Genomic DNA, 10,325 nt, shown 5'->3' on the forward strand with positions numbered 1-10,325 from the left:
CGCACCCAGGGTCGCAATGCCCTTCCAGTCGCGGCGGACCAGCAGAATCAGACCAAACACGAGCGGGGTCAGCTTCACGCCGCCCGCAATACCAATCAGCACGCCGCGCGGCACGCGGGTTGCTGGGCGCACAAAATCGGCAAGAATCAGCGCCGTAATGAACGGGTTAATCTGAATCAGGTCCAGGGTGCGCTGCCACGGGCCCGCCGCCACCACCAGAATGGTCAGCATCGCAATCGTGCCGGCACGACCAAAGTACTGCTGCAGCGGCAATTCACGGCCGCGCGCATTCACGTAGTTGTAAATGATCGTGGAAATCCACCACGCCACCACAGCCGAACCGACCACCATAATGACCTTGCCAACCTCCAGGGGCATGAACGCGAACGGCAAGAACAGCATCGCCGCGAACGGCGGGTACGTGAACGGCGGCTTGATGACGCCGTGATCGTTCAGGGTCGGGGAGTACAGGTCCTGGGTGAAGCCCTCGTTATCAAAAATGGTCATCGCACCCAGACGGTAGATGGAGAAGTCCATACCGCTGAAGGGGTTGGTGAGCATTTTGATGACGTATCCACCGCCAACAATGAGGATGAGTGCCACAATAGCGATTTTTCCCCAGATGGGGGTGGTGGAGTCAGTCCTTGTCACGAGGTGTTTGTCCTTACCTTGGTGCCGGCGGATGCGCGCGTAGGGTGGGCGGGCATCTGATTTTGGAATCCTAATAGTTTATCGTGCGCACCTGTGAAGGGTGCATTGGAGAGAAGATTCACAGGAGAAGAATCACTCGAGCACGCAAGCACAACTATCACGATATGAGCCGCCTTCATATGCACGTCATGTCTTCAAAATTGGTACTATCCGGGCAATATAATGGGCTTATTGGCACCCGCCCCAACGCAGGGGCAAGCGGTGCCGACCCGCACACCGACGTCCACGAACAACCAGCAGTGAAAGCAGTGATCACGTGAGTGAACATCTCGGCACCCCACCCGAAGGTGAGAACACGAGTAGCAAGCCCGCAGGCGCAAACGTCTCCGGAGGCGGCTCCTCCGGCCTGAGCATTGGCGCGCGCCCGGCTGATGTGCCCGGTGCGAACCTCACCCCCGAAGAGATCGCACGCCGCGCATCCGGTCGCGGTACGTGGCATCGTCGCGCCTCCAAGCCGGTCTCCCACTGGATGTTTACCCTTGTCGGCGTACTTCTGCTGCACAGGTTTATCCCGAATAGCGGCTGGCTGATGGTGCACATCGTCACCCTCGGCCTGATTACGAACTCGATTCTGATTTGGTCGCAGCACTTCACCGAAGCGCTCATGAAAATCAAGATTCCTGACGAGCACCGCGGAACCCAGGTGCGCCGCATCTTCATTCTGAACGCCGGTATTCTCGTGCTCATGATCGGCATGGTCGGTCAGCTGAGCGTGCCCGGCCTCTACGCCGCCACGGTGGTGGGCGCCCTCATTGTCGGTTCGATGGTCGCCTGGCACGGCATCTACCTGCTGAAGCAGGTGCGTCAGGCTCTGCCGTCGCGGTTCGGTGTGACCATTCGCTTCTACATTGTTGCGGCGTTGCTGCTGCCCCTCGGTGCGGCGTTTGGCGGCATGATTGCCTACCCGAACCTGTCCGGCACCCTGCATTCGCAGTTCCTGCTCGCGCACGAGGCAGTGAACGTGCTCGGCTTCGTCGGTATTACCGCGGTGGGTACGCTGGTGACGTTCTGGCCGACCATGCTGCGCACCAAGATGGTGGATAAGGCGCTCACCCACAGTCTGCGCGCCCTGTACCTGATGTGCGGTGGCTTGGCGTTGACCGTTGTCGGCGCGATTTTTGGGATGCGTCCGCTTGCTGCTGCGGGCCTAGTCGTCTACTTGGTTGCCCTGCTGATTGTCGCCTGGGTGATGGTGCGTACCCTGCGCACCAAGCGCCCGAACGAGTACCCGCCCATGAGCGTGGGTATGGGCTTCCTCTGGCTGATTATTGGCGTGGCGACCACCGCCTACATGGTGGCGACCGTCCCCTTCGCGCAGCTGGACATGCGCGCTGTGACCCCCATCTTTGTGGTCGGCTTCCTGCTGCAGCTGCTGCTCGGCGCGATGAGCTACCTGCTACCCCAGCGCATGGGCGGCGGCCCGGCGGTGGTGCGCGCCTCCAACAAGGAGTTCAGCCGTTTCGCGGCGGCACGCGTAACCGCCGTGAACCTGGCGCTGCTCATCTTCATGATGCCCAGCTCCATGGTGGGCCAGTCCATTAAGATTGCCGTCGCTATCGTGGGTGCGTTGGCGCTCATGGCGTTCATTCCGCTCATGGTGCGCGGCGTGAAGGCGTCCGTGAACACCCGCAAGGAAATGATGGCGGCACGCGCCCGCGGCGAAAAGCCCGTCTTCACCCCGGAGGCGCTCACCCCGGAGCCCGTCCCGCACGCCAAGCAGAGCTTCCAGGCGGCGTTGGCGGTTGCCATGGCGTTCCTGCTGGGCTTCGCCGTGAACCCGTCCGCGTTGAACCTGCCGTCGTTCTCCTCGGCGGGCTCTGTGGCTGCGACCGGTCAGACCACCACCGTGCAGGTGAAGGCGACCAGCAACTACCGCTTCACCCCCGCCGAGGTGGAGGTGCCCGCCGGTAACCGCCTGGTCGTTGAAGTCACCAACGACGACGAGGGCATGACCCACGACCTGACCTTCGACAACGGCGCGACCACCGGCGTTATCAACCCCGGCGAAACGAAAACCGTTGATGCCGGTGTCATTACCGCCGACCAGGAAGGCTACTGCTCCGTGGCGGGTCACCGCTCCCTGGGCATGGTGTTCAAGGTGAAGGCGACCGGCGCCTCCGCAAACCAGGTGGCGCAGGGTGGCCACAACCACGGTTCTGCGGGCACCCACAACCACGCCGCGTCGGGTAGCACCCCGACCCTCATGACCGTTGCGAACAGCAGGATTGACATGTCCGCAGCGCCCGGCAGCGGCTACAAGTACCGCGACCCGAACATCCCGGCACCGAACACCGCCACGCAGGTGAACGGCAAGACCGTCCGCAAGGTCACCCTGGAAGTTGAGGAAGTCGACCGCGAGGTGGCGCCCGGCGTGACCGTTCACATGTGGACGTTCAACGGGCAGAACATGGCACCGATTCTGCGCGGCAAGGTCGGTGACGTTTTTGAAATTACACTCATCAATAACGGCACGATGGGCCACTCGCTGGACTTCCACGCGGGCATGGTCTCCCCCGATAATACGATGAAGACCATCGCCCCTGGTGAGCGTCTCGTCTACCGTTTTGAGGCGAAGGGCGCCGGCATCTGGCTGTACCACTGCGGCACCGCCCCGCTGAGCCTGCACATGACCCAGGGCATGTACGGCGCGGTCATCATTGACCCGGCGAATCTTGACCCGGTCGATCACGAGTACGTGATGGTTCAGGGCGAGGCGTACCTGCACGACACCGGCAAGACCGCCTCCGACGGTAACAAGCTGGCGGAGAACTCGCCGGAACTGATCGCGGCGGGCACCCCCACGCTGACCATGTTCAACGGCCACGCAACCCAGTACAAGGCGAAGCCGCTGCAGGTGAAGAAGGGCGAGCGTATCCGTATTTGGGTGATGGCGGCTGGCCCGAACCACGGCACGAGCTTCCACGTGGTCGGTTCGCAATTCGACACAGTCTACAAGGAGGGCGGCTACCTGATGCGCCGCGGCGCAGATGCGTTCGGTAGCCGTGACGGCCACAGCCAGGCACTCGATTTGGCGCCCGCTCAGGGCGGCTTCGTGGAGATGCAGTTCCTAGAGTCTGGCACGTACACGTTCGTGAATCACTCCTTCTCGGAGATGGAGCGCGGTGCCGCCGGCAAGATCGTGGTGACGAACCGTTAGGGACTCCTGAAGCTCCCCATCATGGATTGACCCCGCCTGGTACTCCCTGTCAAAGGTGTACCGGGTGGGGTCATCCTTCACGTGCACGGAGTCTGTACCTGCACTTGATGTTGACTCCGGTAAAGACGCGCCAAGAACTCTCTGACTATGGTTTTCACCTCAACGGAGGGGAGTGTTTTCACCATAAACGGCGATGGTGCGCTAGTCTATAGGAATGGCAGATAGCACTTCGGGCGCCCCTTCCGAGCGTAACGCTACGAGCGCCTCCAACCACATTTCCGTTCCGGCGGATCAACAAATTTCTCCTCGGCAGCGTAAAGCTTTCCCGCTTCGCTTTCTCGCCGGGGTTCTTGCGCATTGGCAGATTATTGCCTCTGCGGTTCTTTTGGGTGGCGGTGTTGCCGGTTTGGCAGCCACCTACGACGACTATTGCGGCATGACGGAGCTTTCGTATGCTCCGGCGGCTCTCCGCTCCGATTTTGAGGAGGGCTCTAAGGTGTCGGGTTTCCGTCCCGGCGTGCTGGCGGCGCAGATTGAGACCGAGAGCCACTGGCGTGTGGGCGTTGTGTCCCACCAGGGCGCTAAGGGTATTGCACAGTTCACTGATGACGCGTGGAGCGGCGGCCACTACAGCTTCGGCAATGGCGGTAATGTTCTGAACCCGCACGATGCGATTGCGGCGCAGGCACGCTACTTGGCTGAGTTGCGTACTCGCTTGGCGAAGTACGCCTCCAATGAGGATGAGCTGCAGGATGTGGTTCTCGCCGGTTATAACGCGGGTCCGGGTTCTGTGGAGAAGTACGGCGGTGTTCCCCCGTATGAGGAGACTCAGAATTATGTGAAGTCGATTCGCGAGCTGGCGAATTCGAAGTATAAGCTGACCTGCTCTCCCGAGTACCAGTTCAAGCAGGCGAAGTTGAGCTTCGTGAATGGTGTGACTCCGGCGATGGCTGGTGTTCATGCGGATGGTACGGCTCTGTCTCCGGAGGAGTCGGCATCGGCTGCGGCGGAGGCTTCTGCGAGTGCTTCGGCTCGTGCGTCTGCGAGCGGTTCTGCGGGTTCTTCGGTGAAGCCTTCGGCGACGAGCTCGGGCCGCTAGGTTCAGCTTTTTTGGGTATTCCACTAGCCTATATAGCCACTAGGGAATATTCCGTTTTATCTATAGTGCGCGGCTAATACGAGCCACCACTCCCCTACTATTCACTCTTATATTTACTCTTAACAGCGCGAGGCGCCGACCCCCATTCTTGGGGTTCGGCGCCTCGCGCTTTTACGGCTAGAGCGTGCCTAGTTGAAGATGGCGCGCACGACCGAGTAGCCGGAGACCGGGTACACGGCGTTCACGGTTGCGGGCTTCTCGCTCTCGTCCGCAATCTCGATGGACTCGGTGCCGCGCAGCAGCTCCTCGAGCAGGATGCGCAGCTCCAGACGTGCCAGAGGCGCACCGGGGCAGACGTGGATGCCGTCGCCGTACACGAGGTTGCGGGACTGGTCGCGGTGCGGGTTGTAGGTGAGGGCGTCTTCGAAGGCGTCCTCGTCGCGGTTTGCGCTTGCCCAGTTGATGGTCACGCGGGAGCCGGCGGGCAGGGTGCGGCCGCCGAGCTCGGTGTCCTGAGTGGTGATGCGGCGGTTGGTGACGAGGGTGTCTTCGAGTCGCATGATTTCTTCAACGGCGAGGGCAATTTCGCTGCGGTCGTCGAGTGCGTTGCCCTCGGCGAGGGATGCGCGCAGGCGGTCCTGCTCGGCGCGGTTGCGTGCCAGGAAGTTGACGAATACGCCCACGGTTGCGGAGACGGTGGACAGCTCGCCCACGGTCCAGTTGCGGATGAGGCTGACGATTTCTTCGTCGGTCATGGTGCGGGGCTCTTCGCCGGGCAGCTGCACGGTGTCGGTGAGCAGTTCGGCGGTGACGTCCTTGGGGTTGCCGGCTGCGGCGTCCTCGCGACGTTCGTCGAGCAGCTGGCGGATGTAGCCGTCGAATTCGAGGGCGACCTTAGCGATTTCTTCGCGGTCGCGGCGCAGGGTGGCGACGCGGTTCTTCTCGATCCACTCGGTGAGGGGCTGTTCGAGGCATGCGGGCCAGCCCATGAAGGCGTTCTGCACGCGCATTGCGTAGGCCTGGCCGAAGCCCTGCATGACGTCCACTTCTTCGCCGCGGGGCAGTTCTGAAATGAGGGTCTTCACGGCGTCGCGGATGACGGGTGCGAACTTTTCGAGGCGTTCGGGAGTGAAGTACTTGTCGTTGACCGCGCGGAAGGTGGTGTGTTCGGGTGCGTCCATGCCGTTGGGGACGGCGATGTGGCGGGTGGAGACGACGTTGGAGTAGATTTCGGGGTGGTCGAGTACGTGCTGTACGTCGGCGTTTTTGAAGACGGAGTAGCCCATGAATTCGTCGTGGGCGACGGGGCAACGGCGGCGCATTGCGTCGTAGGCAGCTACCTGGTCCTTCTGAACCTCTTCGCTTCGGAGGTCCCAGTCGTTGTGTACGTTCTCAGTCATTGTTCACCCGTGTTCGTTATAGAGTTGTGGCGTGCTGGATGCGGGCGTCCGGGCGATGCGTGTGGGGCAGGGTCGGGCGTGCATTTCAGCACGTGAATCCATTACTTGTTCTTTGACCGTATCACTTATGGATTGGTGGCGCAGGGTAGGGGTTCCTTGCTTCTCATTCAACGAACAGTGCGGTGGGGCGAGGGGCGGCGGGTCACGAGACGCACGAGGCGGGCAGCACCTCCACAGGGAGGGGCCGCCCGCCTCATTCTTGCCTAAAAACCGCCGAATCTAGCGTTTGCGTGCGGAGGGGTAGATGCTACCGTCCATCACGCCGCGCTCACTCTACAGACCGCGGTAGACTTCTCGCCGATGACCGACCCGGAAAACCTCAACAACAACCGCGCCGTTATCAATGGTGTATAGAATGCGGTAATTTCCTACTCGCGCCCTGTACCCTTCTTCGCCCTGTAGCTTCTTGACTCCCGCCATATAGGGGTCATCACCAAGGGACCGGAGGCAGGCGATAATTTTCTCAAAGACAGCCCGGTCTTCTCGTTGGATTTTCTTCAATTCTTTCGCTGCTTTGCGCGTCAATTCGACCCGGTACGCGGGGTTTGAGACATGGTTTGCAGTCATCTGCACCCTTCAGGCAGAGCTCTAAATCTTAACCTCAACCTTAGCAGAAAAAGTGTACACTTTTTACACACTTTACATTGTTGTACTATGTAAGTAGCTCCCCTGGATAGAATCTGCACAGGAACTATCCTCGGAGCTAACGCATCAACCCCAGAAAGGAACCAGTCATGACTGTCACCACTCACCGGACTCGTTCCAATGTCACGACTCTTAAAGAACTCCGCGACAACCTCGGAACCAAAGTCAACGAGGCCGTGTTCTCCGGCGAACGTCCCCTCATCAGCCGCAACGGAAAGACTGTTGCCGCGCTCATCTCCTACGAAGATTTGAAGCTACTTGAAGAGTACGAAGAGCTCCTCGACATTGAGGCTCTACGCAAGGCACGCGCCGAAGATGACGGCTACCGCATCGGCCTCGACGAGTTCCTCGCAGAGAACCCTGCAGACTAGTCTTTCAACGCATATTGCGAGGCGGGCGGCACCTCCACCAGGGAGGGGCCGCCCGCCTCATTCATGCCTAAAACCGCAGGGTTTAACGCCCGCGTGCGGAGGGGTAGATGCTACCGTCCATCACGCCGCGCTCCACCTGCTCCAGGCTCACGCCGCGGGTTTCCGGCAGGTTGCGGAACATCAGCAACGCAATGATCACGTTCACCACGGCAAAGCCGATGAAGGAGCCAGTCAGACCGACCGCACCCAGAATCACGGGGAACACGAGCGACAGGGTACCGTTCATCATCCAGCCGCTAAACGCCGAAATACCCATGCCCGCCGCACGCACGCGCAGCGGGAACAGCTCACTCATAATCACCCAGGTAGACACGTTCAGGCAGGTCTGCATCGCACCCACAAAGCAGACAATAAGCACCAGCAGAATCCAGGGACGCGCCGCGTTATCGGCGGGCAGAAGCATGGATGCGCCCGCAATCAGCACGTGGAAGAACGTGGTCGAGCTGTAGCCGGTAATGACCATGACGCGGCGCGGCACGCGGTCCATCAGGCGCAGCGACAGGATGGAGCCGAGCACCGAAATCGTGCCGGGCGCAATGTTCGCAATCAGTGCCGCGGATTCGCTGAAACCGGCTTCCTTGAGCACCTTAATGCCGTAGTACATGATCGAGTTGATGCCGGTCAGCTGCTGACCCGCACCAACGAGAATACCGACGAGCAGGATGCGCACGAACCAGCCGCGCACGCCCACGCTTTCCTTACCCGCCGCGTCGTTCTGGGTTGCCGCCTCCGCCTGCAGGGTGCGTTCAATGTCGGCGATCTCAGCCTCGGCACGTTCGGTGGAGCGGATGCGCTTCATCACCTCAAGCGCCTGCTCACGCTTGCCGACGCGCAGCAGCCAGCGCGGCGACTCGGGCACACGCAGCATGCCGACGAACAGGCCGATGGCGGGCAGGGTGCAGATGGCGAACATCCAGCGCCACACGCCGTCGTGCTCGCCCCATACGTTGCCGATGAGGGCGTTCACGATGAACGCGGCAAGCTGACCGCCCACAACCATGAGTTCGTTGCGGCCGGAGAGGGAGCCGCGAATTTCGTAGGGGGCGAGCTCTGCGAGGAACACGGGCACCACGGCGGAGGCGCCGCCGACCGCCAGACCGAGCAGGGTGCGTCCGGTGATGAGTACGGCGACGTTGGGTGCAAACACGCAGGTCAGGGCACCAATGAAGAAGATGGTGGAGAGCCCAATGATGGTGGTTCGGCGGCCGAACCGGTCAGAGATGCGGCCGCATCCGAGTGCGCCGATAGCGGCGGCGAAGGCGAGCGATCCGGTGACCCAGCCTTGGGTGGTGGAGTCCATGCCGAGTTCGCGGCTCATGGGTTCGAGCGCGCCGTTGATCACTCCGGTGTCGTAGCCGAAGAGCAGACCGCCGAAGGTGGCGATGAGTGCGATGATGCCGAGGTATCGGCTGTGCTTCCCGGTGCCCAGAGGGGGCAGGGTGGAGGCGGTGCTCTGTGCGCTCATGGTGTCCTTTGATGTGCCGGTGGCGGGTGGTCCTGCCGGGCTGCTTCCAGGCGGCAGGGGTGGGTATATAGGCGAGGTGAGGTGCGTCAGGTTAGACACACCTCACCTAATCCTAGCGAAAACGTTCGGCGGGTGATATTTATTTCTCACCGCGCCTATTTTTCAGCATATTTTACGGCCGACACGAGCGACCGCCTGAGTGCCCCTTTGAGAGGGAGCCGGAGTTTAGAACAGCGCGATCTTCTCGGGTGCCGGGAAGATGGCGTCCAGGGCGGCGAGGTCCTCAGCGTCGAAGCGCAGGCATGCCGCCTGTGCGTTGGCGCGCACCTGTTCGGCGCTGGTTGCACCGGCAATGACGGAGGTGACCGGCGACTGCTGCGCGAGCCAGGAGAACGCCGCCTGCACCTCGGTGATGCCGCGCTCGGTGCAGAAGCTGTGGAAGGCTTCGAGCTGGTCCCAGTTGGCGGCGTCGAGCACGTTCTTCTTGGAGTGGGACAGGCGCGAACCGGCGGGAATGTTGTCGCGGCGGTACTTGCCGGTCAGCAGGCCATTAGCGAGCGGGAAGTACGGCAGCACACCCATGCCGAAATGCCGTGCGGCGGGCAGGATTTCGAGTTCTGCGCGGCGGTCGATCAGGTTGTAGTGGTTTTCTGCGACGATGAACCGTTCGGTGCCGAGTTCGTGGGCGCAGTGTTCGGCGTGGGCGAGCTGCCAGCCGGAGAAGTTGGAGTGGCCCAGGTAGCGGACCTTGCCGTCGCGTACGAGCTGGTCGAGGGCGCTGAGGGTTTCTTCGATAGGGGTGTTGGGGTCGGGGCTGTGGTAGAAGTACAGGTCAATGTAGTCGGTGCCGAGGCGGCGGAGGGACCCTTCGACGGCGCGCATGATGTAGCGGCGCGATCCGCGGGCGTTGCGGTCGTTGCCGTTGAGGTCGCCGACGGGCAGACCGAATTTGGTGACGATGGTCAGTTCGTCGCGGTCTAGGCCGAGCTGGGTGAGGGCGGTGCCGAACATGGTTTCTGAGAGGCCGGGTTCGGCGCCGTAGAGGTCGGCGATGTCGAAGAAGCTGATGCCTGCGTCGACTGCGGCGGCGATGACTTCGTTGGTGCCTTCTTGGGTGCGGGTGGGGGTGCCGGGGCGGCCGAGGTTGTTGCAGCCGATGCCGACGCTGGGTACGACGAGACCGGAGTTGCCGAGCCTGCGGTATACGGGAGATTCAATACGTTCCATTCTTTTAACTCTACGTTGTGCGGGTATGTTGCGTGGTTATTTCCCCTCCAGTTGGGAGGCGAAGAGCTTTCTGAAGCGTGATGTAGGGTCGGTTGTTAGGTCCCGGTAGGTTCCTTGCTCCACCACACAC

Annotated in this window: 8 protein-coding genes; 3 read left to right on the forward strand and 5 right to left on the reverse strand. The window is 61.5% G+C overall.

Annotated features, from left to right (window positions below; all coding sequences use genetic code 11):
* On the reverse strand, positions 1–651 hold a 651-nt coding region (locus HMPREF2682_RS09175), incomplete at its 3' end, for a glycosyltransferase family 87 protein (protein WP_141762632.1).
* A 316-nt stretch (positions 652–967) separates the two neighbouring features.
* On the opposite strand from HMPREF2682_RS09175, the gene HMPREF2682_RS09180 reads away from it, so the two are divergent.
* Together HMPREF2682_RS09180 and HMPREF2682_RS09610 are read left to right on the forward strand one after the other, a co-directional pair.
* Positions 968–3,868: a multicopper oxidase domain-containing protein gene (locus tag HMPREF2682_RS09180; RefSeq protein WP_070833468.1), complete on the forward strand. Its 2,901-nt coding sequence runs from the start codon at positions 968–970 to the stop codon at positions 3,866–3,868.
* Between the two features lie 214 nt (positions 3,869–4,082).
* Positions 4,083–4,967, forward strand: a complete 885-nt coding sequence (locus HMPREF2682_RS09610) for a lytic transglycosylase domain-containing protein (protein ID WP_070833470.1) — start codon at positions 4,083–4,085, stop codon at positions 4,965–4,967.
* A 188-nt stretch (positions 4,968–5,155) separates the two neighbouring features.
* Here HMPREF2682_RS09610 and HMPREF2682_RS09190 read toward each other — a convergent pair whose 3' ends face one another.
* Both HMPREF2682_RS09190 and HMPREF2682_RS09195 read right to left on the reverse strand, forming a co-directional pair.
* Positions 5,156–6,367: a cytochrome P450 gene (locus HMPREF2682_RS09190; RefSeq protein ID WP_049354395.1), complete on the reverse strand. Its 1,212-nt coding sequence runs from the start codon at positions 6,365–6,367 to the stop codon at positions 5,156–5,158.
* A gap of 333 nt (positions 6,368–6,700) precedes the next feature.
* Entirely contained in the window at positions 6,701–6,994 is a 294-nt protein-coding gene (locus tag HMPREF2682_RS09195) for a type II toxin-antitoxin system RelE family toxin (RefSeq protein WP_070688025.1), read from the reverse strand.
* Positions 6,995–7,161: 167 nt separating this feature from the next.
* Between HMPREF2682_RS09195 and HMPREF2682_RS09200 the strand changes: the two genes are divergently transcribed.
* Positions 7,162–7,443, forward strand: a complete 282-nt coding sequence (locus tag HMPREF2682_RS09200; RefSeq protein ID WP_005509047.1) for a type II toxin-antitoxin system prevent-host-death family antitoxin — start codon at positions 7,162–7,164, stop codon at positions 7,441–7,443.
* Between the two features lie 82 nt (positions 7,444–7,525).
* On the opposite strand, the gene HMPREF2682_RS09205 is transcribed toward HMPREF2682_RS09200, so the two are convergent.
* A complete protein-coding gene (locus HMPREF2682_RS09205) occupies positions 7,526–8,968 on the reverse strand; it encodes a sugar porter family MFS transporter (RefSeq protein WP_070833472.1) in 1,443 nt (480 codons plus the stop codon).
* Positions 8,969–9,193: 225 nt separating this feature from the next.
* The gene (locus HMPREF2682_RS09210; RefSeq protein WP_070833474.1) at positions 9,194–10,195 is read right to left on the reverse strand and encodes an aldo/keto reductase; all 1,002 of its coding nucleotides are present in this window, start codon (positions 10,193–10,195) and stop codon (positions 9,194–9,196) included.
* Between the last annotated feature and the right edge of the window lie 130 nt (positions 10,196–10,325).

Source organism: Rothia sp. HMSC061D12 (assembly GCF_001836735.1).
Lineage (GTDB): Bacteria > Actinomycetota > Actinomycetes > Actinomycetales > Micrococcaceae > Rothia.

What these genes read in the sequence shown, in the direction of transcription:
- HMPREF2682_RS09610 (WP_070833470.1), top strand. Translation starts at nt 4,083, where the DNA reads ATGGCAGATAGCACTTCGGGCGCCCCTTCCGAGCGTAACGCTACGAGC.
- HMPREF2682_RS09190 (WP_049354395.1), bottom strand. Translation starts at nt 6,367, where the DNA reads ATGACTGAGAACGTACACAACGACTGGGACCTCCGAAGCGAAGAGGTT.
- HMPREF2682_RS09200 (WP_005509047.1), top strand. Translation starts at nt 7,162, where the DNA reads ATGACTGTCACCACTCACCGGACTCGTTCCAATGTCACGACTCTTAAA.
- HMPREF2682_RS09210 (WP_070833474.1), bottom strand. Translation starts at nt 10,195, where the DNA reads ATGGAACGTATTGAATCTCCCGTATACCGCAGGCTCGGCAACTCCGGT.
- HMPREF2682_RS09205 (WP_070833472.1), bottom strand. Translation starts at nt 8,968, where the DNA reads ATGAGCGCACAGAGCACCGCCTCCACCCTGCCCCCTCTGGGCACCGGG.
- HMPREF2682_RS09195 (WP_070688025.1), bottom strand. Translation starts at nt 6,994, where the DNA reads ATGACTGCAAACCATGTCTCAAACCCCGCGTACCGGGTCGAATTGACG.